The organism is Cellulomonas sp. P1_G12_2 (assembly GCF_056405535.1).
Genome location: NZ_JBFUBX010000001.1, coordinates 491,156 through 514,113, shown reverse-complemented (window position 1 = coordinate 514,113; position 22,958 = coordinate 491,156). Strand labels below are relative to the sequence as shown.

At 73.7% G+C, this 22,958-nt stretch carries 21 protein-coding genes and 3 tRNA genes; 10 read left to right on the top strand and 14 right to left on the bottom strand.

What is annotated here, in order from left to right:
* Positions 1–266: 266 nt before the first annotated feature.
* Positions 267–339 (bottom strand) — tRNA-Arg (locus AC1DXT_RS02565).
* Between the two features lie 98 nt (positions 340–437).
* Between AC1DXT_RS02565 and AC1DXT_RS02560 the strand changes: the two genes are divergently transcribed.
* Positions 438–1,664 (top strand): low temperature requirement protein A, encoded by a 1,227-nt coding sequence (locus tag AC1DXT_RS02560; RefSeq protein WP_477059802.1) that lies wholly within the window; start codon positions 438–440, stop codon positions 1,662–1,664.
* A 40-nt stretch (positions 1,665–1,704) separates the two neighbouring features.
* Here the strand turns inward: AC1DXT_RS02560 and AC1DXT_RS02555 are convergent.
* The 3 genes from AC1DXT_RS02555 to AC1DXT_RS02545 all read right to left on the bottom strand — a co-directional run bounded on the left by AC1DXT_RS02555 (position 1,705) and on the right by AC1DXT_RS02545 (position 3,479).
* Positions 1,705–1,793 (bottom strand) — tRNA-Ser (locus AC1DXT_RS02555).
* A gap of 72 nt (positions 1,794–1,865) precedes the next feature.
* Positions 1,866–2,462, bottom strand: a complete 597-nt coding sequence (locus AC1DXT_RS02550; RefSeq protein WP_477059801.1) for a YdeI/OmpD-associated family protein — start codon at positions 2,460–2,462, stop codon at positions 1,866–1,868.
* Positions 2,463–2,471: 9 nt separating this feature from the next.
* Entirely contained in the window at positions 2,472–3,479 is a 1,008-nt protein-coding gene (locus tag AC1DXT_RS02545; RefSeq protein ID WP_477059800.1) for a hypothetical protein, read from the bottom strand.
* A 162-nt stretch (positions 3,480–3,641) separates the two neighbouring features.
* On the opposite strand from AC1DXT_RS02545, the gene AC1DXT_RS02540 reads away from it, so the two are divergent.
* The 3 genes from AC1DXT_RS02540 to AC1DXT_RS02530 are packed head-to-tail and all read left to right on the top strand — an operon-like array spanning position 3,642 to position 6,717.
* A complete protein-coding gene (locus tag AC1DXT_RS02540; protein ID WP_477059799.1) occupies positions 3,642–4,649 on the top strand; it encodes an acyl-CoA dehydrogenase in 1,008 nt (335 codons plus the stop codon).
* The gene (locus tag AC1DXT_RS02535) at positions 4,646–5,995 is read left to right on the top strand and encodes a PIG-L family deacetylase (RefSeq protein ID WP_477059798.1); all 1,350 of its coding nucleotides are present in this window, start codon (positions 4,646–4,648) and stop codon (positions 5,993–5,995) included. The genes AC1DXT_RS02540 and AC1DXT_RS02535 overlap by 4 nt, the downstream gene beginning before the upstream one ends.
* Entirely contained in the window at positions 5,992–6,717 is a 726-nt protein-coding gene (locus AC1DXT_RS02530) for a glycosyltransferase family 2 protein (RefSeq protein ID WP_477059797.1), read from the top strand. The genes AC1DXT_RS02535 and AC1DXT_RS02530 overlap by 4 nt, the downstream gene beginning before the upstream one ends.
* On the opposite strand, the gene AC1DXT_RS02525 is transcribed toward AC1DXT_RS02530, so the two are convergent.
* A complete protein-coding gene (locus AC1DXT_RS02525) occupies positions 6,666–8,180 on the bottom strand; it encodes an RNB domain-containing ribonuclease (protein WP_477059796.1) in 1,515 nt (504 codons plus the stop codon). The two genes, AC1DXT_RS02530 and AC1DXT_RS02525, sit on opposite strands and share 52 nt — an antisense overlap.
* A gap of 49 nt (positions 8,181–8,229) precedes the next feature.
* A tRNA-Ser gene (locus AC1DXT_RS02520) sits at positions 8,230–8,321 on the bottom strand.
* A gap of 111 nt (positions 8,322–8,432) precedes the next feature.
* Here AC1DXT_RS02520 and AC1DXT_RS02515 point away from each other — a divergent pair.
* On the top strand, positions 8,433–8,696 hold the full coding sequence (locus AC1DXT_RS02515) for an HPr family phosphocarrier protein (protein ID WP_477059795.1): 264 nt from the start codon (positions 8,433–8,435) through the stop codon (positions 8,694–8,696).
* On the opposite strand, the gene ptsP is transcribed toward AC1DXT_RS02515, so the two are convergent.
* Both ptsP and AC1DXT_RS02505 read right to left on the bottom strand, forming a co-directional pair.
* A complete protein-coding gene (ptsP, locus tag AC1DXT_RS02510; RefSeq protein WP_477059794.1) occupies positions 8,693–10,384 on the bottom strand; it encodes a phosphoenolpyruvate--protein phosphotransferase in 1,692 nt (563 codons plus the stop codon). The two genes, AC1DXT_RS02515 and ptsP, sit on opposite strands and share 4 nt — an antisense overlap.
* Positions 10,381–11,706, bottom strand: coding sequence for a PTS transporter subunit EIIC (locus AC1DXT_RS02505; RefSeq protein WP_477059793.1), 1,326 nt, complete (start codon positions 11,704–11,706; stop codon positions 10,381–10,383). The genes ptsP and AC1DXT_RS02505 overlap by 4 nt, the downstream gene beginning before the upstream one ends.
* A 144-nt stretch (positions 11,707–11,850) precedes the next feature.
* Between AC1DXT_RS02505 and AC1DXT_RS02500 the strand changes: the two genes are divergently transcribed.
* Genes AC1DXT_RS02500 through AC1DXT_RS02480 form a run of 5 tightly spaced genes read left to right on the top strand, consistent with a single transcriptional unit; the run spans position 11,851 to position 14,321 of the window.
* The gene (locus tag AC1DXT_RS02500; RefSeq protein WP_477059792.1) at positions 11,851–12,645 is read left to right on the top strand and encodes a GntR family transcriptional regulator; all 795 of its coding nucleotides are present in this window, start codon (positions 11,851–11,853) and stop codon (positions 12,643–12,645) included.
* On the top strand, positions 12,642–12,887 hold the full coding sequence (locus tag AC1DXT_RS02495; protein WP_056085872.1) for a PTS sugar transporter subunit IIB: 246 nt from the start codon (positions 12,642–12,644) through the stop codon (positions 12,885–12,887). The genes AC1DXT_RS02500 and AC1DXT_RS02495 overlap by 4 nt, the downstream gene beginning before the upstream one ends.
* Positions 12,888–12,898: 11 nt before the next feature.
* A complete protein-coding gene (locus AC1DXT_RS02490; protein ID WP_056091320.1) occupies positions 12,899–13,129 on the top strand; it encodes a PTS sugar transporter subunit IIB in 231 nt (76 codons plus the stop codon).
* Positions 13,126–13,590 (top strand): PTS sugar transporter subunit IIA, encoded by a 465-nt coding sequence (locus tag AC1DXT_RS02485; RefSeq protein ID WP_477059791.1) that lies wholly within the window; start codon positions 13,126–13,128, stop codon positions 13,588–13,590. Before AC1DXT_RS02490 ends, AC1DXT_RS02485 begins: the two co-directional genes overlap by 4 nt.
* Positions 13,587–14,321: a copper homeostasis protein CutC gene (locus AC1DXT_RS02480; protein ID WP_477059790.1), complete on the top strand. Its 735-nt coding sequence runs from the start codon at positions 13,587–13,589 to the stop codon at positions 14,319–14,321. Before AC1DXT_RS02485 ends, AC1DXT_RS02480 begins: the two co-directional genes overlap by 4 nt.
* On the opposite strand, the gene AC1DXT_RS02475 is transcribed toward AC1DXT_RS02480, so the two are convergent.
* The 6 genes from AC1DXT_RS02475 to AC1DXT_RS02450 form a co-directional block, all read right to left on the bottom strand.
* Complete coding sequence (locus tag AC1DXT_RS02475) at positions 14,289–15,557, bottom strand: DUF2252 domain-containing protein (protein WP_477059789.1); 1,269 nt, start codon at positions 15,555–15,557, stop codon at positions 14,289–14,291. The genes AC1DXT_RS02480 and AC1DXT_RS02475 overlap by 33 nt on opposite strands.
* A gap of 266 nt (positions 15,558–15,823) precedes the next feature.
* Positions 15,824–16,396: a hypothetical protein gene (locus tag AC1DXT_RS02470; RefSeq protein ID WP_477059788.1), complete on the bottom strand. Its 573-nt coding sequence runs from the start codon at positions 16,394–16,396 to the stop codon at positions 15,824–15,826.
* A gap of 86 nt (positions 16,397–16,482) precedes the next feature.
* Positions 16,483–17,094: a GTP-binding protein gene (locus tag AC1DXT_RS02465; protein ID WP_055916480.1), complete on the bottom strand. Its 612-nt coding sequence runs from the start codon at positions 17,092–17,094 to the stop codon at positions 16,483–16,485.
* Positions 17,075–17,452, bottom strand: coding sequence for a DUF742 domain-containing protein (locus AC1DXT_RS02460; RefSeq protein WP_477059787.1), 378 nt, complete (start codon positions 17,450–17,452; stop codon positions 17,075–17,077). The genes AC1DXT_RS02465 and AC1DXT_RS02460 overlap by 20 nt, the downstream gene beginning before the upstream one ends.
* A 22-nt stretch (positions 17,453–17,474) precedes the next feature.
* Positions 17,475–17,924 (bottom strand): roadblock/LC7 domain-containing protein, encoded by a 450-nt coding sequence (locus tag AC1DXT_RS02455; protein WP_477059786.1) that lies wholly within the window; start codon positions 17,922–17,924, stop codon positions 17,475–17,477.
* 85 nt (positions 17,925–18,009) lie between these two features.
* Entirely contained in the window at positions 18,010–22,737 is a 4,728-nt protein-coding gene (locus tag AC1DXT_RS02450) for an ATP-binding protein (RefSeq protein WP_477059785.1), read from the bottom strand.
* Between the last annotated feature and the right edge of the window lie 221 nt (positions 22,738–22,958).

The window sequence follows — 22,958 nt, the reverse complement described above, 5'->3', positions numbered from 1 at the left end:
ATCCTTCGGTGCGGCGATCGCGATGGGCGATGGCGCGTCACGGTCCGGAGGACGGGGCGCGCGGTGGCGGCCGGCCGCAACAGCCGAAGCGGGCCGGCGTGGTGCGCTGCCCGACTCCGGGCAGGCTGTCTCACGTTATCGGCGAGCGACCGAACGCCTCGCCTGTCCCTTCGGCCACGTTGTGCCCCGAGCGCCGGGTGTGCTCGGGCAAGAAGAGAGGCGCACTGCGTGTCAGCAGCGCGCCTCGTCTTCTTCATCCTGCTCTGTGCGCCCGAAGGGACTCGAACCCCCAACCTTCTGATCCGTAGTCAGATGCTCTATCCATTGAGCTACGGGCGCATGGCCCCGCAGGGCCGCAGACGACGATACAGGTCAGGTGCCCGGTCGCCCAAACCGTGGCCACGTGACCCGTCACACGCCCGTGGCAGGATCGCCCGGTGACGACCACGCAGCGACTGGGCACCGGCGGCGGCCGGTGGGGCATGCGCGCGGACGTGCTCCGGCACGGGGGCGGCCACGACGGCAGCCGGGTCGGGTACATCGAGCTGTTCTTCGACCTCGTGTTCGTCTTCGCGGTCACCCAGCTGTCGCACAGCCTCATCGCGCACCCGGACCTCACCACCCTGCTCCAGACGCTCGTGCTCGCCTGGGCGGTCTGGTGGCTGTGGATCGACACCACGTGGGTGACCAACTGGCTCGACCCGGACAAGACCCCCGTGCGGGCGATGCTGCTGGTCCTCATGCTGCTGGGTCTGCTCATGTCGAGCGCGATCCCCGAGGCGTTCGAGGGCAAGGCGCTGCTGTTCGCGGTGCCGTACGTGGTGATCCAGGTGGGCCGGACCCTGTTCACGGTGTGGGCGATGGGGCGGCACTGGCCGGAGAACGCCACCAACTTCGTGCGGATCACCGTGTGGCTGAGCGTGTCCGGGGCGTTCTGGATCGCGGGCGCGCTGGTCGACGAGCACCTGCGGCCGGCGCTGTGGATCACGGCGGCGCTGATCGACGTCGTCGGCCCCCGGGCGCTGTTCTGGGTGCCGTTCATGGGGCCGACGGACCCGACGACGTGGTCCGTCCGGGGCTCGCACATGGCCGAGCGGGTGGCCCTGTTCCTCATCATCAGCCTGGGCGAGTCGATCATCGTCACCGGCACGGCGTTCGCGGAGCTGGAGCTCGACACCACCACGCTGCTGGCGTTCCTCGCGGCGTTCGCCAGCACCGTGCTCATGTGGCTGCTGTTCTTCGACCGGTCCGAGCGGTCGGCCACCGAGTACTTCTCGTCGCGCGCGGAGCCGGGGATGGTCGCGCAGACCGCCTACACGTACGTCCCGTTCCTGCTGATCGCGGGGATCGTGCTCACGGCCGTGGCCGACGAGCTCGTGCTCCTGCACCCCCTCGGGCACACCGACACGTGGACCGCGGGGCTGGTCTGCGGCGCCGCGGCGGTGTACCTGCTGGGGAACGCGTTCTTCCGACGCGCGACCGGCGGCCGGTGGTCGGCGCCGCACCTGGTCGGCGTCGTGGCGGTGCTCGGGGTGTTCGCGCTGCGGGACGCGGCCTCCCCGCTGGCCCTGAACTGGGTGTCGAACGCGGTGCTGCTGGCGGTGATCGTCGGCGACGTGGTGCTGGCGCGCCGGGGCCGGACACAGCAACAGCCCGAACCGTGACGGTTCGAGCTGCTGGTTCGAGCGAGATCTCGTGCAAGAGCGGAGACGGTGGGATTTGAACCCACGGAAGGCTTACGCCTTCACGACCTTAGCAGGGTCGCGCACTAGACCGGGCTATGCGACGTCTCCAGGACCAGCACAGGGTACCCGCGCCGGTGGCCCACCACCAAAGCGGCCCCTGACCTGCGGCGTCGCTGCCGCCTAGCCCTTGGGCACCCACTCGTTGGCCCGCTTGCCCTCCGCCGCGAGCCGCGCCGACTCCTCGAGCCGCGCCGCACGCGTGGTCGCGCGCTTTGCCTGCACGATCCAGCCGAGGATGGCGCGCCGAGCCGACGGCGGGAATGCGTCGAACTGCGCGCGCGAGCCCGGGTAGCGGTCGAACGCCGCCGCCAGGTCGTCCGGGACCACCAGGTTCTCCACGTCGTCGAGCAGCGTCCACGACCCGTCGGCCTTGGCCGCGTCGATGACCGCGCGGCCGGTGGGGGTCATCCGGCCCTCTGCCTCCAGTCGCACGATCCGTTCCTTGTTGGTCCGCGCCCAGCCGCTGCCCGGCTTGCGGCGCGTGAACCAGAGCATCCGGCGCTCGTCGTCGACCGTCTTGCTCGTCGAGTCGATCCACCCGACGCACAGCGCCTCCTCGACCGCCCGCTCGTACGGCACGGTCGGCCTGCCGGTCGCGGTCTTCCACGACACCAGCCACGCCCCGGGCACGGTGTCGTGGTGGGCGCGCAGCCAGTCGCGCCACTCCTCGATGCTCTCGGGGTGCACCCGCGGGGCGTCGTCCCTGCTGTCTGCCATCGGCTCCTCCTACTTCCCGTCGCGTGCGGCCTCGGCCGCGTCTCGTGCTCGTTCCGCACGGTGGAGCTCGCGCTCGGCCACCGCGACGTCCTTGTCGTCGGCGCGCAGGGTCTGCTGCGTCGACGCCACGTCCTTGTCCGCGACCGTGGCCGCCTTGCCGGCGGCGGCGAGGCGGCGGCGGACCTCCGCGAGCTCGCGCACCAGGTCGTCCTCCTCCTCGTGAGCACGGGCGGCACGCTCCTGCGCGCGGGCGACCTCCGCGGCACTCTCGTCGCGCGCCGCGACCGCGGCCTCGTGCCGACGCCTGGCCTCCGCCGCGGCTCGCTCGGCCTCCTCCCACGCCGCCTGCGCCTCGTCGCGGGCGCGCTGCTCGCGCTCCTCGCGGCGCCGGCGTTCGCGGTCGACGGCGGTCTCCTTGGGCTCTGCGCGCTCCGACTCCCCGACGAGCCGGAGCTTGCCGCGCGCGGCGGGCGGGCTCGGCTCCTTCGGTGCCTTCGCCGGCTTCGGTGGCGCAGGCGGGGGTGCACCCTCGGCCGTGTCCGCGCTGCCGAAACCCGCATACTCGCGCGCCGCGGTGAGACGACCGGACACGACCTCGCGCGCCACCGCCGGGTCCGCGAGCGCGGCGGTGAGCGTGGCGTCGAGCTCCTGGACCACCGCGTCGCCGATCTTCTGACCGGTCGGCTGCGCGAGCCGGCGGGCGCGGGCCACCAGCGAGCGGACGAGCTGGCGACGCTGCGACGACAGCTCGCGCAGAGCAGGTCCGTCCAGCGACCGTTCGGCGTCCCGCAGCCCCTCGCCGAGCGCGACGATCTGCCCGGCGAGGGCGGGGTCGTCGCGCACCAGCAGGTTGACCAGCCAGGCCGAGACGGTCGGCTTGCGCAGCTCTCCGATGGCGTCGGCGAGCTCGCGGTCCTTGTCGGCCTTCGCGGCCTTCACGGCGGCGGCGCGGCGGGCGACGAACTCCGCGGGAGGCCCGGCGTAGAGCTCGTCGGCGACGTCGTCGAGCTCGCTCATCGGTCCGCCCCGGCGCTGGTGTGCACGCTCCGACCCTGCCACGTGGCCGTCCACCTGCGCACGGATCTCCGCTCGGGTCGCGCGACCGACCACCCGCGGTGATGATCTGGACGACGGATCGAGCAGCGGTCCCGCCCAGCTGATCCCCTGGGAGTGACGGAGATGGCCCTGCCTGGAAGCGTGCGACTGCGCGCGCTCGGCCCGAGCAGCGGCGCACCGACGATCCCCCGCACGGTCGGTGAGGCCCTGCGCGACGTCGTGACCTGGCCCGCCGACCTGCTCCCCGGTGGGGGCCGCACGATCGAGCTCTGGGAGCTGCTCGCCACGCTCGGCGCCGCCGACCTCGGTGTGGCACGGGCGGTCGAGCCGCACCTCGACGCGCGCGCGATCCTGGCGCAGGCCGGCGTCCCCGACGGCGGCCGGCGGACTTGGGGCGTGTTCGCGGCCGAGGGCCCAGGCGTGCGGCTCGACGCGGCGCAGGACGACGACGGCTGGCGGCTGCACGGGACGAAGCCGTGGTGCTCGCTGGCGGGCGAGCTGGACGCGGCGCTGGTCACCGCGCACCTCGCGGACGGCACACGGGGGCTGTTCGCGGTGGGCCTGCGCGAGCAGGGCGTCCGGCCGGCCGACCAGGAGTGGGTGTCCCGGGGGCTGGCCGAGATCCCGAGCACCGCCGTGGCGTTCGACGACGTCCGCGCGACTCCGGTGGGCGCGCCCGGCTGGTACCTCGAGCGGCCGGGGTTCTGGTGGGGCGGCGTCGGGGTGGCGGCGTGCTGGTTCGGCGGCGCGGTCGGGATCGGCCGGCGGGTGCACGCGCAGGCGCACGGGCGCGACGACCCGCTGCTCGCGATGCACCTCGGGGCAATCGACCAGCGGCTGGAGTCCGCCCGCCGGGCCCTCGCCGAGGCGGCCGGCCTGGTGGACGCAGGCTCGCTCGACGCCGCGCAGGGCAGGCTGCTGGCCAAGCGGGTGCGGGCGACCGTGGCCGGGGTCTGCGAGGACGTGCTGCGGATCGCCGGGCACGCGCTCGGTCCGGCGCCGCTCGCGCTCGAGGCGGAGCACGCCAAGCGGGCGGCCGACCTGCAGGTCTACGTCCGCCAGCAGCACGCCGAGCGCGACGACGTGTCCCTGGGACAGGCGCTCGCCGCCGTGGCGGATCCGCCGTCGTGACGTTCGACGGACAGGCCCCCGGCACTCCCGCCGACGCCTGGTCCGCCGACGCCCGATTCCGCGACCTGCCCGCGCTCGCGCTCCGGCGGACCGGACGCACGGTGGTGGTCGCCGCCCACCCGGACGACGAGACGCTCGGCGCCGGCGGCATCCTGGCCGAGCTGGCAGACGCCGGTCACCCGGCCGAGGTCGTCGTCGTCTCCGACGGCAGCGCGTCCCATCCCGGCTCCCCGACGCTCACGCCCGACGCGCTGGTGGAGGTCCGGTCGGCGGAGGTGCGCGAGGCGGTGCGGCTGCTGTCCCCCGACTCCCCGGTCACGCTGCTCGGTCATCCCGACGGCGGGCTGCGCGAGGTGCGCGACGCGGTCGAGGCGGACCTCCGGAAGCTGCTGGCCGACGGCCCTCCGGTCGACCAGCTCGTTTCCCCGTGGCGCGGGGACGGGCATCGCGACCACCGGGTTGTCGGCGAGATCTGCGCGACGCTGGCCGACGAGCTGGGCTGCACGCTGCTGGAGTACCCGCTGTGGCTCTGGCACTGGGCGACGCCCGACGACCCCCGCGTCCCGTGGGACCGGCTCCGGGTGGTCGACCTCTCGGACCGGTCGGTGGTGCGCAAGCACCGGGCCGTGGCGGCGCACGCGACTCAGGTCGCCGCGCTGTCGCCGGACCCGCGCGACGCCCCGACGCTGCACCCCGCGTTCCTGCGGACGTTCGACCGGGACGTCGAGGTCGTCGTCACGCAGGAGCCCACCCTGCCGTCGCTGACCGGCGAGTTCTTCGACGCCACCTACGACCGGCACGACGACCCGTGGGGCTACACCGACCGCTGGTACGAGAAGCGCAAGCGCGCGCTGACGCTCGCGGCCCTGCCGGACGCGCGGTACGGCCGGGTGCTGGAGGTGGGCTGCGGGATCGGCGTCCTCACCGCGCAGCTCGCCGAGCATGCCGACGACCTGCTGGCCATCGACGTGTCGGCCGCCGCGGTCGAGCGTGCCCGCGAGCGCGTGCCGGGCGCGCGGGTGGAGGTCGCGGACGTCGCGTCCCGTGTGCCGACCGGCCCGTTCGACCTCGTCGTCCTGTCCGAGGTGGGCTACTACCTGGACCGGCCCACCCTCGCGCGTGTGCTGCGCGAGCTCCGCGCGCAGCTGGCCCCCGGCGGGACCCTGCTCGCCTGCCACTGGCGGCACCCGGTCGAGGCGTACCCGCTCGGTGGCGACGACGTGCACCGCCTGCTGCGTCGCACCACCGACCTCACGCTCCTGGCCGAGCACCGGGAGGCCGACCTGCTCCTCGACGTCTACGCCGACGACCCGCGGTCGGTGGCCGAGCGGACGGGGCTGGCGTGAGGCCGCGCATCGAGCACGTGGTGGTCGTGGTGCCCGCCCGCGACGAGGAGCAGCTGGTGGGGCGGTGCCTCGGCTCGCTGCAGTCGGCGAGGCAGGCGGCCCGGGCGGTGCGGCCGGACCTCACGGTCGACCTGGTGCTCGTGCTCGACCGGTGCACCGACGGCACCCGGTCGGTCGCGCTCGGGCACCTCGACGTCCGGCTCGTGGACCTCGACGAGGGCCGCGCCGGAGCCGCCCGTGCGGCGGGGGTGCGCGACGCCCTGGCACGCTCCACCGCGGACCCCGCGCGGACCTGGGTGGCCGGCACCGACGCCGACTCCGTGGTGCCCGAGGGCTGGATCCTCGAGCACCTGCGGCTCGCGGACGCCGGCGCGGACGTGGTCGTCGGTACCGTGCGCCCGGATCCCACCGACCTCTCCCCCGCCCAGCTGGCCGCGTGGCGGACCACCCGCGTGCCCGGCCGACCGAACGGGCACGTGCACGGCGCGAACCTCGGCGTACGCGCGGACGCCTACGTGCGCGCGGGCGGCTTCCCCGACCGGCCCGAGCACGAGGACGTCGACCTGGTCGAGGCGCTCACGGCGGTGGGCGCGCGCATCGTCGCGACGGAGGACTGCGACGTGCTCACCTCGGGACGCCTGGTCGGCCGGACGCCGGGCGGCTACGCGGGCTACCTGCGGTCGAGGTTCGGCTCGGCGGAGGACGAGGCGGAGTCGGCCTGAGGCTCCGCCAGCTCGAACACGACCTTGCGCTCGTGCACGGAGGCCTGAGTCACGCGGACGCGCACGTCCTCCCCCAGGGGCAGGCCGACGCCCTCGATCCGGCCGCGGACCGCGGGGTCGCGGAGCTGGACCACGCCGAGGTCGCGGTCCTCCCGGACGTCGACGATCGCGCCCTCGAACACCTCACCGACCCGCCCGGTGAGCAGTGCCGCCTCGACCAGGTCCAGGCAGCCACGCTCGAACTCGGCGGCGTGCTTGTCCCCGCCGGCCATCAGCCCGGGGAGCTCGGGGAGCGCGTCGCGCACCCACGTGGGGACGGGCTCACCGGCGCACAGCGCGAGGCACGTCTCGCCCACGAACCGGTCGACGAGCCGGCGCAGCGGCGCGGTGGTGTGGGCGTAGGGCGCGGCGATCGCGGCGTGCATCGTGAACGGCGGCACCTCGCCGTCGAACGCCACATAGGCCGCTCCGCGGAGCAGCGAGGTCGCGTCGGTGAGCAGCGCCGCATGCGTCGGGTTCGCCGCGTCGAGCTCGCGGATGACGTCGCCGGGGGTCGCCCCCGCCGGCCACGGCACGCCCAGGGCGTGCGCGGACAGTCGCAGCCGGTCGACGTCGCGCGGGTCCGCCTCCGGAAGCGTGCGGACGATGCCGATCCGGCCGTCCAGCATGAGCTGCGCCGCGCACATGCCCGTGAGCAGGGAGATCTGGGCGTTCCACTCCTCGACCGGCAGCGTGGCACGGCTGCCGAGGGTCCAGATCCCGTCGGCGTCCTGCTCGACCACCTGCTCCGGCGTGGGGAGCGTGATGCCCCCGCGGGCGCGCTCGGCCGCCTCCCGGAGCGTGCCGACCTCGCGAAGGAGCCGGAGCGTCTCGTCGGCGGACCCGTCGTCGAGCGCCGCCTGCGCACCCACGTAGGTCAGCTGGGCGCGGCTGCGGACCGAGGCCCGCACGACGTTGACCTCGACCGGGGCACCCTCGGCGTCGAGGTCGATCGTCCACACGAGGGCCGGGGTCACCTGGTCCGGCAGCAGGCTCGCGACGCCCTCGGACAGCTCCGGCGGGTGCAGCGGGGTCCGGCCGTCCGGTGCGTAGAGGGTCTCGACCCGCTCGCGCACCTCGCCGTCGATCCGGCCGCCGGGACGGACCCATGCGCCCACGTCGGCGATCGCGTACCGGACGCGGAAGCCGTGCCCCTGGCGCTCGATGTGCAGCGCCTGGTCCAGGTCCTTCGAGCCCTCGGGGTCGATGGTGACGAACGCGATGTCCGTGGCGTCGGACCGCTCGCCGTCGGGTCCCCGTGCGATGACCGCGGCCGCCTCGGCGAGCACGTCCGGGGGGAACTCGGGCGGCACGTCGAGCTCCCGGCGCAGGTCGTCCAGGCCGCGCCGGACGAGGACGTCGACGGCCTCCCCCTGGGCCTCCTGCGGCGGGCGGGCATGCAGCTGGACGTGGCGTCGGGGCACGCGCCGAGCCTAGGTGGGCGACGAGCCGCACGCCTGTCGGTCGGTACCGCGGAGGGCGTGGGATTCGAACCCACGAGAACGGGGTTGTCCCGCTCCAACGGTTTTCAAGACCGTCTCTTTCGGCCGCTCAGACAGCCCTCCCGCGCGGGCACAGGCCCGCAGCGGCACGAGTCTCCCACAGCAAGTCGCGCGTACATGGTCTAGACCAGTAGAGTCGCCAGGTCATCGTCGACCCGTCTTTGGAGGCAGGCCATGCAGCGTTCCGTCGTCGTCGCTCTTCCCGGAGGGCTGCACGCCCGCCCCGCCGCGCAGTTCGTCGCGGCCGCCGCCAGCCAGCCCGCACGGGTCACGATCGCGCGGGCCGGCGGCGACCCTGTGGCGACCGCCTCGATCCTCGCGATCATGACGCTGGGCGTCGGGGTGGGCGACGAGGTGGTGCTGGCCACCGACGACGACGGTGCCGACGCGGTCGCCTCGATCGACGCGCTCGAGCAGTTCCTCCTGCAGACCGCCTAGAGACCCAGCTCCTCGAGCACGTCCAGCGACGCACGCACCGCCGACCGCGCCTCGTCGGCCGTGCGCTGCGCGAGGGCGAGGCCGGCCAGCTCGCGGCACCGCTCGAGCGTCACGGCCGCCAGCACCGCGCCCACGTCCGGCAGGGCCCGGGGCGTCATCGACAGCGACGCGACGCCGAGCCCGACGAGCACCGGTGCGAGCACCGGGTCCGCCGCCGCCTCGCCGCAGACGCCGACGGGCCTGGTGCGGGCCGCTGCGCCCGCGCAGGCCAGCTGGATCAGCGACAGCACGGCCGGCTGCCACGGGGTCGACAGCCGCGCCAGGCCGGCCAGCTCCCGGTCCGCCGCCATCGCGTACTGCGTGAGGTCGTTGGTGCCCAGGCTCGCGAACCGCGCGTGCAGGAGCAGGTCGCCGGCACGGAGCGCGGCCGCGGGCACCTCGACCATCACCCCCGCCTGCGGGAGGCCGTGCGCGACGCAGCGCTCGACGAAGCCGTCGGCCTCGTCGGCGGTGGCCACCATCGGGGCCATCACCCAGACGTCGGCCGACGACGACGACGCGGCCTGGGCGATGGCCGCGAGCTGGTCGTCGAGGACCCCGGGGTGCGCCCAGGAGGTACGCAGCCCGCGCACCCCGAGGGCGGGGTTGGGCTCCCCCGCCGCCGTCACGAACGGCAGCGGCTTGTCGGCGCCCGCGTCGAGCGTGCGGATCACCACGCGTCGGCCCGGGAATGCGGCGAACACCCGCGAGTAGGCCGCCACCTGCTCCGCGATCCCCGGCGCGGTGGTCCGGCCCAGGAACTCGAACTCCGTGCGGAACAACCCGATGCCCTCGGCCCCGGCCTCCGCGGCGGCCGCGGCACCCGCCGGGTCCGCGACATTGGCCAGCAGCGGGACGGCGTGACCGTCGGACGTGGCACCCGGCCGCTCCAGGCGGGACGGGCGGGGTCTCGTCCGTGCTGCCCGCTCGACCATGTCGACGTCGGGGGACCGCACGACCTCGCCCACCGAGCCGTCCACGAGGACCGTCTCGCCGTCGGCGATCGCCTCCGCCCCGACCACGGCGACCACGCACGGGATGCCCAGGGAACGCGCGAGGATCGCCGTGTGGGCCGTCGGCCCCCCGCCGGCGGTCACGATGGCCAGCACGCGTTCCGGGTCGAGCCGCGCGGTGTCTGCCGGCGCCAGGTCGCCGGCCACCAGGACGAACGGGATGCCCGGGTCCGGCACGCCCGGCGGCCGCAGGCCGAGCAGCTCGGCGATGACGCGGTCGCGCACGTCCTGGACGTCAGCCGCGCGGTCGGCGAACAACCCGCCCAGAGCGCGGAGCTGCTCCGCAACCAGCTCGGCCGCGTCCCACACGGCCCGGGCGGGGGTCGCCCGGGTCTCCAGCACCCGCCGACGGGCCTCGTCGGCGAGCGTCGGATCGGCCGCCATCGCCGCGGTGACCACGAGGATGTCCGCCGCCTCACCGCTCGCCGCCTCGGCGGCCCGGGCCAGGTCGTCCTGGACCCGGGCCGCCGCGCGGTCCACCGCGGTCGCCGCCGCGACCAGGTCAGTGCCCGGAGCCGACGGCTCGGGCGACGGTGCCGGCGGGGCGTCAGGCATGCGCGCCACGACTCCCAGCCGGCGGCCCGGGCTGACCCCGAACCCCCTCAGGGTCAGTGCGGCGGCGACCGCTGCGGTCATCGTGCGGGGGCCGGCTCGTCCGACGCGGCCTTCTGCGCGGCGTTGTCGGCCTGCACCTGGTCGTCCGTCGGGAAGACCTGGACCGTGCCGTCGTCGTCGTCCTCGCGGCCCGGCGTCCGCAGGTTCCAGCGCGTGATGACGAACCGGAACAGGAAGTAGTACACGACCGCGTAGCCGAGCCCGATCACGATCAGCAGCAGCGGCATCGTGGCGATCCGGAAGTTCAGCAGGTAGTCGATCGCGCCCGCGGAGAACCCGAACCCGTCCTTGATGCCCAGCGCGTTGACCAGCGCCAGCGACGTGCCGGTGAGGATCGCGTGGATGACGTACAGCGGGTAGGCCACGTAGACGAACGCGAACTCGAGCGGCTCGGTGACCCCGGTGACGAACGAGACCAGCGCGGCCGAGCCCATGATGCCCGCGATGATCTTGCGGTTCTTGGCCTTGGAGGTGTGCACGATCGCCAGGGCGGCTGCGGGGAGCGCGAACATCATGATCGGGAAGAAGCCCGTCATGAACGTGCCGGCGGTCGGGTCACCGTGCAGGAACCGCGCGATGTCGCCGTGCCACACGTCGCCGTTGCCGTCCGTGTACGAGCCGAACTGGAACCAGGGCAGCGAGTTGAGCAGGTGGTGCAGGCCGATCGGGACGAGCAGGCGGTTCATGGTGCCGTAGACGAAGGCGCCGAGGATCGTCGAGCTGGTGACCCAGTCGCCGACCGCCGTGAAGCCGGAGTCGAACGCGGGGTAGATCAGCGCGCCGACGACGGCGACCAGGATCGCGGCACCCGCGGTGACGATCGGCACGAAGCGCCGACCGCCGAAGAACGCCAGGTACGGGGGCAGCTTGATCCGGTAGTACTTCTGGAACAGCAGCGCGGCCACGAGGCCCATGACGATGCCACCGAGCACGCCGTAGTTGATGAGCTCCTGCGGGTCGTCCCCGACCGGCTTGCCCAGCACGTAGGGCGAGAGCGCGTCGCTGACGCCCTTGAACACGAGGTACCCGATCACGGCCGCGAGGCCGGTGGAGCCGTCCGACTTGCGCGCGAACCCGACGGCGACGCCGACGGCGAACAGCAGCGCGAGGTTGGCGAACAGGGCGTTCCCCGCGGCGCCGAGGACGGCAGCCACGGGAAGGAGCCACGCGGCGTGGGCGCCGAGGCCGTCGGCGCCCAGCATGTCGGGCTGACCGAGCCGCAGCAGCAGCGCGGCGGCCGGCAGGGAGGCGATGGGCAGCATCAGCGAGCGGCCGATGCGTTGCAGCTGGGCGAGGCCGGGGATGCCCCGCTTCTGGGTGGCGTCGGCGGTGACGGTGGTCATGGAGCACTCCTCTATGGGTGGTCCTGAAGCTCTCGGGGGGGTGTCTGGTCTGGACCAGTTGCGAGCAGACTGGTCTAGACCTCATGATGTGTCAAGGGTCACGTCACGACGACGCAGACCGTCGTCGCAAAGGAGTGGCCGCGCGTGGACGAGTCGGAGCAGGGCAGCGCGCACAAGTACCTGACGGTGCGCGACCACCTGGCCACCCTCGTCGCCCAGGACCTCCAGGTCGGCGACGCGATCCCCTCCGAGCGGCACCTCAGCCAGCAGTTCGGCCTGTCCCGGATGACCGTGCGGCAGGCCGTCGACACGCTGGTCACCGACGGCGTCCTGGTCCGCGAGCAGGGGCGCGGCACGTTCGTCGCGCCGAAGCGCATGGACTTCGAGATGCGGCTGACCACGTTCGGCGAGGAGATGCGCCGGCGCGGCATGGAACCCGCCACGAACGTGCTGACCGCTCAGGTCGTCTCCGCGACCCCCGACGTCGCCACCGCGCTCGAGCTCGAGCCCCGCCAGAAGGTGCACTTCCTCTACCGGGTGCGCAGCGCCGACGGCGTCCCCATCTGCATCGAGCAGGCGTGGGTGCCCGTCGCCCTGGCACCCACGCTCTTCGACGACGGGCCCCCGGCGAGCATGTACGAGGCGCTGCGGGACCGCGGGCTGGCCCCCGAGTGGGGCGAGGACACGCTGTCCGCCGACGAGGCCACCGACACGGAGGCGTCCCTGCTCGGGCTCGGCGACGCCCGTGCCGTGCTGCGCGCCGAGCGTCGCACCTACTCCGTCGACACCGCGACGATGTTCTCCCGCGCCTGCTACCGCGCCGACCGCTACAGCGTGTGGGTCCCGCTGCGCGCGCCGCGGCCCGCACTGGTTCCCCGACGACGGGCCGAGGGTGACCTCGAGCCGGCACACGCACCCACCACAGGAGGACGGCAATGAGGCCGCAGAGCAAGGACCAGGCGGCGGCGATCCTGGCCGCCCTCGGAGGCGTCGACAACATCGACGAGATCGAGCCGTGCACCACGCGGCTGCGGTCGCTCGTGCGTGACGCGAGCCGTGTCGACGCCGCCGGGCTGCGCGCCGCCGGCGCGTTCGGCGTCATGATCTCCGGGCGGGTGGTGCAGGTCGTCGTCGGCCCGCACGTCGACCTCATCGCCACCGACCTCGACGAGCTGATGTGAGGGTGCCAGACATGACGAAGGCCGAGAAGATCCTGGCAGCGCTGGGCGGGGACGCGAACGTCCTCGACCTCGAGCCCTGCATCACCCGCCTCCGGGTCGAGGTGGAGAACCCCGCGCTCGTCGACGAGCGCGGGCTCAAGGCGGCGGGCGCGATCGCCGTCGTGCGGTCCGGGGTCGCGGTGCAGGTCATCGTGGGGCCCGAGGCGGACACGCTGGCCTCGGACATCGAGGACCTCCGGTGACGATCCTGCTCACCGTGCTGTCCCCCGTCAGCGGCCAGGTGCTGGGACTCGGCGACGTCACCGACCCCGTGTTCTCGGCCGAGCTGGTGGGCCCCGGGCTCGCGCTCGACCCGGAGCGCTCCGCGACCGCCCAGGTGATCTCCCCCATCGACGGCACCATCGTCAAGCTGCACCCGCACGCCTTCGTCGTCCAGCACGACGACGGCCGCGCGGTGCTCGTGCACCTCGGCATCGACACCGTCGAGCTCGGTGGCACCGGGTTCACCCTGCACGCCACCGAGGGTTCGGTCGTCACCGCGGGGCAGGTCGTCCTGAGCTGGGACCCGTCCGCGGTCGCGGCCGGCGGCCGGTCGCCCGTGTGCCCGGTCGTGGGGCTCGAGGCCGGCTCCGACGCCCTCACCCGCCTCGCGCTCCCCGGCGACACCGTGTCCGCCGGCGAGCCGCTGCTGTCCTGGGCATGACCGCGCTCGAGATCGCGGTGCAGGACGTGGCCGGCGCGGTCGCGTCCGCGGGGCTCGGCGCCGACCGGCTGGAGCTCTGCGCCGCGCTCGCCGCCACCGGCGGGATCACGCCGTCGATCGGCCTGCTCGACGCGACCCTCGCGGCCGTCCCGTCGGGAGTGGGCGTTCACGTGCTGGTCCGGCCGCGCGCCGGGTCGTTCGTCTACCCGCCCGACGAGCTCGCCGTCCAGGTCAGGGACGTCCGGGCCGCGGTGCGCGCGGGTGCCGCCGGCGTCGTGGTCGGTGCGCTCCGTCCCGACGGCTCCGTGGACCGGGACGCGGTCGCGCGGCTGGTGGAGGCCGCCGACGGGCGCGAGGTCACGTTCCACCGGGCGTTCGACACGCTGACCGACCTGGCTCCGGCCGTCGACGAGCTCGTGTCGCTCGGGGTCGTGCGCGTCCTGACCTCCGGCGGTGCCGCGCGCAGCGTCGACGGCCTCCTCCGCCTTACCGCCACGGTGGCGCACGCCGCGGGCCGGCTGCAGGTCATGGCCGGTGGCGGCGTGCGGCCCGACGACATCCCCGCGCTGCTGGGCACCGGCGTCGACGCCGTGCACCTGTCCGCCAGCCGGCACGTCGACGAGTCCGGGGGACCCGGCGGCGGGTCGGCCGGCTACACGACCACCGACGCGACGGTCGTGGCGGCCGCCGCCGCGGCGCTACACCCCGTGGACCGCCTCCAGCCGTCCTGAGTCGATCGCCGACAGGAGCGCGGAGTGGTCCTGCTCGGTGCGGTCGGCGTAGCCGACGGCGAAGTCGGCGAACGCCTCGTCGGCCTCCTTGGAGCCGCCGAGGTACCGCGCGATCGCGACACGGTCGCCGGACCGGGCGTGCGCGCGGGCCAGCGTCCAGGCGCACAGACCGCCGTACCGGCGGAAGCCGTCCGGCCGCATCTCCTCGATGACCGCCGAGCCCTTCCAGTCCCGCAGCTGACGGATGTAGAAGTCACGCTCGATGCCGTCGATGCCCGTGCTCCGCTGCCAGCCGAGCAGCGCGTCGCTCGCGGCCTGCATGAGCCGCTGACCTTCGACCACGCGCTGGCCGGACTGGGTGTACTCACTGGCGCCCAGGAACTGCTCGAGCACCGAGACCTGCGCCTCCTTGGCCTGCAGGACGAGCAGGTCGTCCTCGTCGACGCCCTGCAGGAGCAGGATCCACGCCCGGGTGCCGACGCTGCCGACGCCGACGACCTTGCGTGCCATGTCGATCACCCGGTACTGGCTGAGCAGGTGCCGACGCGCCGGCTCCAGGCTGCTCTGGTACGCCCGCACCAGCTCACCCATCGCCGCGGTGAAGATGCGCGCGGCCTTGTCGCCGAGGATCTCCTCGAGCGAGGTGACCAGCGGCGGGTCCGACCGGAACCGTCGCCGCCCGTCGACGATCTCCGTCAGCTTTCCCACTGCCCGCAGGTGGTCGTGCGTCCGCGCCTTCTTCACCGACGACTCCGTCCGCTTCAGCTGCGCCTTGCCGAAGTCGTCGCGGTGCTCGTGCAGGAAGTCGTCGATGTCGATCCGCGCGTACCAGACCTCGAGGTTCCCCTTGTCGGCAAGGTCGCGGATCGCCGTCCGGTACGTCTTGGCCACCTCCGTGAGGATCTTCCGCCGCTCCCGGTCGTCGACCCCGATGCTCCGCGCCGCGACCTCGACGCTCGCCACCAGACGCTTCACGTCCCACTCGAACGGTCCGGGGAGGGTCTCGTCGAAGTCGTTGAGGTCGAACAGCATCCGCCGCTCCGGCGTCCCGTACACGCCGAAGTTCGACATGTGCGCGTCGCCGCAGAGCTGGACGTCGAGCCCGGAGTCGGGGACGGCCGCGAGGTCGGACGCCATGAGCAGCGCGGCCCCGCGGTAGAACGCGAACGAGGAGGTCGCCATGCGCCCGTACCGGAGCGGGACGAGCTCGGGCAGCCGCGTCGTGCCCTGCGACACCAACAGCTCGATCGGGTCGGGCCGGGAGTCCCCCGCGCCCAGGTGTGCAAGCCGATCCCGCGGCAGCAGAACCCGGGCGGCGGCCCCTCGGGCCTCGCGTTCCTCGCGCGTCAGGTGCGTCACCGGGTCGGCGGCCCGGCGGCGAGAGGGAACGAGGGGCGGCGCGGGCCTGACCCCCCGAAGATCGGGTGCTGGGTCTCGGAGCGCTCCACCGTCGTGAGTCACGATCCGAAACTAGGCCCGCGAGGCGCCGCGCGGAAGAGCACCTACCCCCCGGCCCGCTCCCACCAGCCGGCCGGCCACCCGGGCGAGACGATCGTCAGCCCGTGCAGGGCCGAGGCCTGCGCCAGCTGGAGGTCGTAGGTGGCGACGCCCCCGACCCCCGGGTGCGCCAGCGCGGCCCCCAGGTGGAGCGCGATGAACGGCGGCAGCACGCCGGACACCTTGGTGGCCGCCCGGAGCGTCTGGTCGGAGAACCGGATGACCTCGAGGCGCTCCTCGACGTCGTGGGCCACGCCGGTCGCCTCGACGCCGCGCGGACGGGCTGCACGGCGGAGCTCGGTCAGGCCGAGCGGCGTGGTGAGGAGCTCACCCTCGTGGTCGGCGGTCCACTCGAGCCACTGCGCGCGGCACGGTGCACCCACGAGATACCGGGACAGGGCCGACCCGTCCGCGTACACGCGGAGCGTGGGTGTCGGCGCAGGAACGGGTGCCACGACATCCGGCGTCAGGACCTCGACCGCCCGGGGTTCGTCGTCGGGCGCCGGCCGTGGCTGCGGCAGGACCGCGCTACCGTCGTCGCGCGGTCGCGGCGACGGGCCGAAGGGCGAGGCGGTCACGCCCCCATGATCCCTCACCTGGTCGACGGACGACTGCGGCCGGTCCCCCGCAGGGGACCGGCCGCAGTCGGGTGAGACCTCTCGGGTCACCGGCTGCGCAGACGCTCCATCGCGAGCTGCACGAGGGAGATCAGCGCCTGCTTGGTGGCCGCGCGCGACCGGGCGTCCGTGTAGAGCACCGGCACGTGCGCCGGGATCGCGAGCGCCTCACGGACGTCGTCCAGCTGGTGCTTGGCGACGCCGTCGAAGCAGTTGACACCCACGACGAACGGGATGCCACGGCTCTCGAAGTAGTCCACGGCCGGGAAGCACTGGTCGAGCCGGTCGGTGTCGACGAGGACGACGGCACCGATGGCGCCGCGGACCAGGTCGTCCCACATGAACAGGAACCGGTCCTGGCCAGGGGTACCGAACAGGTAGAGCCAGAGCGACCCCGGCAGGGCGATGCGACCGAAGTCCATCGCCACCGTGGTGGTGGTCTTGCGGTCCGACACACCGCCGGCGTCGTCGACGCCGACAGAGTGCTCGGTCATCGCGGCCTCGGTGTTGAGGGGCTCGATGTCCGAGATGGAGCCGATGAAGGTCGTCTTGCCGACGGCGAAGCCGCCTGCGACGACGATCTTGACGACGGTGGGTGCGACGCTTCCTGCCGTGCCCGCCGGAGCGGCCACAGCGGCGTCAGAGGGCGGAAATGCCATTGAGAACACTCTCCAGCACGCTGAGGGACAGGGCAGGGGACTCACCGGTGTTGACCTCGACCGGCTGTGAGGTGTGCACACGCACGAACTGCTGGTCGGAGAGGTCGGACACGAGGATCCGGATCACGCCGAGCGGCAGGTGGAGCAGAGCGGAGAGCTCGGCTACCGAGATGTAGTTGGAGGCGGCATGTTGCAGGATCGCCCGCTTCTCAGGCGGGAGCCCCTGGCTCGTGACGGCGCCGGGCATTGCCTCGACCAGCGCCTCGAGAGGCAGGTCGGAGCGCGCCGAGCGCACGCGGCCACCGGTCACGGCGTAGGGCCGGACCGTCCTGGCCTCGTACTCGATGTGCTCTGTCATGTGTCTGTCTCTCTCCGTAGCCTCAGGCGACCGGCGTGCGAGTGACGCCGTCGACAGGGAGCTGACCCCGCATCTCGGAGATGAGCTGCGGCGTGAGGGTCGATTCGGTACGGGAGACGAGCATCGCCATCTCGTAGCCGACGAGGCCCACGTCGCAGCTGGACTCCGCGACCACGGCGAGGACAGAGCCGTTCGAGACGCTCATGAGGAAGAGGAACAGAGAGTCCATCTCGATGATCGACTGACGCACCTCCCCCGCACGGAGCTGGCGCGCGGCGCCACGGGTCAGGCTTGACATCCCGGAGACGATCGCCGCGAGCTGGTCGCCGCTGGTGCGGTCGAGCTGCTCGGACATCGCCATGAGGAGACCGTCCGCAGACACCACGAGTGTGTGGCGAGTGCCGGGCACGGTCCGGACGAAGTTGTCCAGGAGCCAGCCGAAGTTGGCTGCATCGGTGCTGAGCGCGGTCACACTTCCTCCTTGCTGGTGCAGTCGATGACTGCGGGGTCAGACGCCACCATGGCGGTGACGACGGTAGTGGGGTTGGGGGCAGTCATCAGCTCACGCCGTTCTGGCCGGACGGGTCCTCCATGGCACGACGGCCACGAGAGGTCCCGGACTGGAAGCTCGACAGACGCGACCGGAGCTGGTCCGCATCACGCTCCACGGGCTTCCCTTCGTCCTCGGAGACGGTCGTCGCCGGGACAGCTGTGGGGACTCGCTTGATCAGGCGCTCCGCGTTGCCACCCGTCGCGGCCGGCCGGTAGGCCGACAGCTGGGAGAGCTCGGAGAGTGCCTGCTCCTGGATGTCCGAACGAAGGGCCAGCATGGCGGCCACCTCGTCGTCGAGCGTGCCGACGCGCGGCGCGACCGACGGCGGCAGCGCGGGCTGCGGGACCGTCGACGAGGGGGCGCGGTTGCCGCCCGGGCGTGCAGCCCACTCCGGCGGCGACCACTGGCCGGCGCCGGCGGGCTCCAGGGGAGCCGGAGCCTTGGGCAGCGGCGCGGCAGGTGCCGGAGCCGACCAGGTGGTCGACGCCATCCACGACTGCGACGAGTCCGCGCCGGACGGCGACTGCGGAGCTGCTGACTCCGACGTCCACGCCGAGGTCCGCACGGGGGCGACCTGGCTGGCGGGCTCCGGGGCGACCGGCGCCTGCGCGACCGGGGCGGCGGGCTCAGGGGTGACCTCGTCGCCCTTCTTCCGACCGAACAGCCCCCAGCGGCGACGCCCCTTGGCGTCGTCGGACTGCGACTGCACGAGCTCGGAGAACGGTGCCTCGGGTGCCGGCGCGGCCGGAGCCGACGCCGTCGGCGCCCACGCCGGTGCGGCGACGGGCTCGGGTGCCGCGAACGTCACCGGGGCCTCGTAGGCGGGTGCCTGCGGGGCGTACGCGACGGGCTCGGGCGTGACGGCGGCTGCCGCCTCGATCGGCGTGAACATCTGCGTCGGCTCGTCGACCTGCGGCTGCGGGGCCTGCGTGGCCCACGCCGGCGCCTCCTGCACGGGAGCTGCCCACGCGGGCACCTCCTGCACGGCGACGGGCTCGGGCTGCGGCTCGGCCTCGGCCGCGGTGTCCGTGCCGTATGCGGGCTCGGGCTCGAGGTAGACGCGACGGAACGCGACACCGTCGACGACGGCGACCTCGGGCTCGGGCTGCGGCTCGGGCGCCGCCTCGGCGACCGGGGCAGCCTCGGTGGCCTGCTCCGCCCACTCGGGCGCCTGCCAGGTCGGCGGCTCCCAGACGGGGACCGGCCAGGCGGCGTCGTCAATGGCGGGCGCCTCGGGCTCCTCGACGGCCTGAGCCGGCTCGGCCACGGGCTGGGCAGCTGCGGCAACGGGCTCCGGCACGATCGGCATGGCGCCGGTGTGCCAGGCGCGGGCCTCGTCGAGCGTCCGCTCGAACGGCTGGTACGGCGCGGCGGGGGCGCCCCAGCCGGCGTAGCCGCTGTACGAGGTGAAGCTCTGGACGGGCGCCACGGGTGCGTCCGGCGCAGCCACGTCCTCCGCCGGCGCTGCCGCCGGGGTGACGCGTCCCGCGAGGGCGACCGGAGCCTCCTCGCCGACGACGGGGGCCTGCCAGGCGGGCTCGTCGTCGACGATCGCCTGGTCCCAGGCCTGCGAGTCGGACGTCGAGGGCGCGACCCACGCCGAGGTCTCGGCTCCGGTGGTCTCGTCCCAGGTACGGGTCTCGGCAGCCGGGGCGTCGAAGCCGGGGGTCTCGGCGACCGCGGGGGCCTCCCACGCCGGGGTCTCCGCCACGGCGGTCGCGTCCCAGGTCGGGGTCCCCGCGACGGCGGGAGCCTCCCACGCCGGGTCCTCCGCGACAGCGGGAGCCTCCCACGCGGGGGTCTCCGCGACAGCGGGAGCCTCCCATGCGGCGGTCTCCGCCACGGCGGTCTCGTCCCAGGCCGGAGCCTGCGCGGCGGCGGTCTCGTCCCAGGTCGGGGACTCCGCGACAGCGGGAGCCTCCCACGCCGGGGCCTCCGCGACAGCGGGAGCCTCCCACGCGGGGGTCTCCGCCACGGCGGGCTCGTCCCAGGCCGGGGTCTGCGCGACAGCCGGGGGCTCCCACGCCGGGGTCGGCGCGGCGGGCGTCTCGGTCTGTGCCCAGGCGGGAGTCGGCTCCCAGACGGGCGCCTCCTCGGCCGCAGGAGCGGACTCGGTCTGCTCGGCCCGCGCGGCGGCGTCCGCCGCGGCGGTCTCGGCGGCCCGTGCCTCGCGGTTGCCGGCCTCCTGCACCTCCCACGAGTCGTCCTCGTCCGCGAGCTGCGGGATCACGATCGGCTCGGCCGGTGCGGCGTGCGCACCGCTCGACATCCACGGGGCGCGGACGGCGTTGGACTGGGCGGGCGGCAGCGCGCGGTCCTCGTCCTCGGACATGAGGCCGGGGACGACGAGGTTCTCGCCGGTGTCGGTGGACGCAGGGGTCTCGGTGCGTCCGCGGAAGCCGGAGAACAGGCCGGCGCGAGCGGCGGGGGCGGGCGCGGGGGCGCTGGCCGTGCTGGTCGGCTCCTCCGGCTTCGCCCACGCGGACGTGGCGGCACGGCTACGGCTCGGCAGACCGCCCTTGAGCGGGGCCAGCGTCTCCGGCTTCCAGTCGGAGCCGGCGGCGGAGATCTCGGGCGCGATGTGGCCGTCCGGGGCCTCGGGCAGGACGAGGTTGTCCTCGTCGAACGTCTTCTTCGACCGCGTCGGCAGCCCGGAGGACTGCGCCAGCTCGGTGACGGGGATCGGGCCGACGGGCTCGTCGGAGCCGTCGTCGCGACGGCGGCGGTGCGGCAGGCCGAGCGACGTCTGGCCGTCGGTCAGGGCGGCGAGGTCGACGGCCTCGACGACGGGTGCCTCGATCTGGGGCAGGCCCGGGTCGTTGCGCGGCGCGGCCAGCTGGGCCGGGGCACCGTTGCCGTAGAGGTTGGTCTCGGTCATCACGAACAGCGTGGCCGGGAAGCGGACGATCGTCTCGGTGCCGGTGCCGTGCGCGGCCTTGAGCAGCTTGACGTCGGCGCCCAGGCGCTGGGCGATGCGGCCGACCACGAAGAGGCCGAGGCGCTGGTTGCCCAGGGAGTCGCTGGCGGAGGTCGAGATGATCTTCGCGTTCGCGGCGTCGAGCTCGGCGTCGCTCATGCCGAGGCCCTGGTCGAGGATGCGGACCACCACGAACTGGCCCGAGACACCGGTGGTGACCGTGACGGGCGTCTCCGGCTCGGAGAAGATCGTCGCGTTCTCGAGGAGCTCGGCGAGCAGGTGGGCGGCGCCGAGGGCGTTGAACCCGTGCATGTGCGGGTCGACCTGCAGGTCGAGCTCGACGCGGTCGTACTGCTCGATCTCCGACGAGGCGGTGCGGACCACGTCCGACAGCGGCATGGCGTCGCGCAGACGACGACCCGAGTCGATGCCGGCGAGCACGAGGAGGGACTCCGCGTTACGACGCATGCGGGTGGCGAGGTGGTCGAGGCGGAACAGGTTGGCCAGCGTGCTCGGGTCTTCCTCGGCACGCTCCAGGGAGTCGATGAACGACAGCTGGCGGTTGAGGAGCACCTGGTCGCGGCGGGCCACGTTGACGAACATCTCCGCGATGGAGCCACGCAGGGCGGCCTGCTCCTGGGCGACCTGGACCGTGGTCGAGTTCACCGAGTTGAACGCGGCGGCCAGCTGGCCGACCTCGTCGCGGGACGTCACGGGGATGGGCGCCAGGGTGATCTGCGGCCCCTCACCGGGGATGGCCACCTGCTCGACGAGTCGCGGCAGCTGCTCGCGGACGTCGGCCGCCGCCTTGGTCAGGCGGCGCAGCGGGACGACGATCCCGCGGGAGACGAGGAGGGCGAAGGCCAGCGAGGCCGCGAGGGCCAGGACGACGATGCCGATGGTGATGAACGTCCGGCTCCGTGCGTCGTCGACCGCCTGGCCGGCGACGTCGCTGGCGGTGGTCAGGACGTCGTCGTTCAGCGTCGAGAGGGTGCCCAGCTGGTCCTGGATCTCTTTGAGGTAGCCCGCGACGTCGATCTGGGCGAAGCCCTGCGGGTTGCCCTGCTCGAGGAGGGCGCGCATCCGCGTGAAGTTGGAGGTCGGGTCCTTGGTCGGGAGCGCCAGGTCGTCCACGCCCAGGGCGGTGACGGCGTACTGGGCGCGCCCGCGGGCCAGCTCGGTGGCGGAGACCTGGGTGGCGTACTGGCGGACGGAGGCGGGGGCCGCGGCGCGGGTGGTCAGCAGCGCGATGCCGTCGATCATCTCGACGACCAGGTTGTCGGCGGTGGTACCGATCTCGCGGTACGCCGTGACGTGCGCGGCCAGGTCGCGGTTCTCGAGGCTGTTGGAGACCTGCTCCATCAGCGACAGCTGACCCTCGATGATCTGCGCGTAGTTGCGCTCGATCTGCGCACGCTGGGACTTGATGTCGACACCGGTACGGACGGCGGGAAGCATCGTGTTGTGCGCCAGCTGGACCTCGACGAACTGGTCGACGACCGGCTTGGGGAACTGGCTCAGGTCCAGGTCGGCCGTGATCGGCCGGACCGACGCGAGCGCTTCGTCCGTGGCCTTGCGGGCGGCGGCGATCTGCTCGGCGGTGCCGCCGTTGAGCGACAGGATCCGCTCGGCCTGCATGTTGGTCGAGACCGGCGTGTACGCCTGGAGCACCGTGATGACGCTGTCGGCGGCCTGGGCGTAGCGCAGCTCGGAGAGTGCGTTCCACGAGATGTACCCACCGGCTGCGAGCAGCACGATCATGGGGACGGCAAGGACAGCCATCACTTTGGCGCGGATGCCGAGCCGTCGCAGCATGTCGTTCCCTTCCGTCTTCCGACAACCGGTGTTGCCACCAGGTCGTGCCGGTCGTTCAATCTGGGCCGTATGACCCAGGAGTGTCCCGATGGCCTTCATCGGCTGTTGGACGCCAGACCATTAGCCCGCGGCAGAGTTTGCCATGGACCTCACCCGCGGGGATACGCCGACCGGCCACCCCTTTCGGGTGTCGTGTGCTAGCACCCCGGCTCCGCCGACCT

Coding starts and splice junctions, on each gene's coding strand:
- AC1DXT_RS02465 (WP_055916480.1), bottom strand. CDS start 17,094: ATGGCATTTCCGCCCTCTGACGCCGCTGTGGCCGCTCCGGCGGGCACG.
- AC1DXT_RS02480 (WP_477059790.1), top strand. CDS start 13,587: ATGACCGCGCTCGAGATCGCGGTGCAGGACGTGGCCGGCGCGGTCGCG.
- AC1DXT_RS02460 (WP_477059787.1), bottom strand. CDS start 17,452: ATGACAGAGCACATCGAGTACGAGGCCAGGACGGTCCGGCCCTACGCC.
- ptsP (WP_477059794.1), bottom strand. CDS start 10,384: ATGACCGCAGCGGTCGCCGCCGCACTGACCCTGAGGGGGTTCGGGGTC.
- AC1DXT_RS02540 (WP_477059799.1), top strand. CDS start 3,642: ATGGCCCTGCCTGGAAGCGTGCGACTGCGCGCGCTCGGCCCGAGCAGC.
- AC1DXT_RS02505 (WP_477059793.1), bottom strand. CDS start 11,706: ATGACCACCGTCACCGCCGACGCCACCCAGAAGCGGGGCATCCCCGGC.
- AC1DXT_RS02450 (WP_477059785.1), bottom strand. CDS start 22,737: ATGCTGCGACGGCTCGGCATCCGCGCCAAAGTGATGGCTGTCCTTGCC.
- AC1DXT_RS02550 (WP_477059801.1), bottom strand. CDS start 2,462: ATGGCAGACAGCAGGGACGACGCCCCGCGGGTGCACCCCGAGAGCATC.
- AC1DXT_RS02515 (WP_477059795.1), top strand. CDS start 8,433: ATGCAGCGTTCCGTCGTCGTCGCTCTTCCCGGAGGGCTGCACGCCCGC.
- AC1DXT_RS02490 (WP_056091320.1), top strand. CDS start 12,899: ATGACGAAGGCCGAGAAGATCCTGGCAGCGCTGGGCGGGGACGCGAAC.
- AC1DXT_RS02545 (WP_477059800.1), bottom strand. CDS start 3,479: ATGAGCGAGCTCGACGACGTCGCCGACGAGCTCTACGCCGGGCCTCCC.
- AC1DXT_RS02495 (WP_056085872.1), top strand. CDS start 12,642: ATGAGGCCGCAGAGCAAGGACCAGGCGGCGGCGATCCTGGCCGCCCTC.